We start from the raw sequence: 255 nt of genomic DNA, 5'->3' as shown, positions 1-255 counted from the left end.
GCAAAACCGCCTGCACACCCTTTACGCCCAGTAATTCCGATTAACGCTCGCACCCTACGTATTACCGCGGCTGCTGGCACGTAGTTAGCCGGTGCTTATTCTTAGAGTACCGTCATCATCTGTCGGTTTTATCAACAGACTTTTCGTTCTCTACAAAAGTGGTTTACAACCCGAAGGCCGTCATCCCACACGCGGAATAGCTGGATCAGGCTTGCGCCCATTGTCCAAAATTCCCCACTGCTGCCTCCCGTAGGA

1 rRNA gene is annotated in these 255 nt (G+C 52.2%); it reads right to left on the bottom strand.

Going from position 1 to position 255, the window contains the following annotated elements:
• Nucleotides 1-255, bottom strand: a 16S ribosomal RNA gene (locus tag ACYQ4O_RS13120); the annotation flags it as partial.

It is taken from the genome of Turicimonas sp. TL08 (assembly GCF_054660695.1).
Note: the sequence above shows the minus strand (reverse complement) of the source record. Positions and strands in the feature narration are given on the sequence as shown.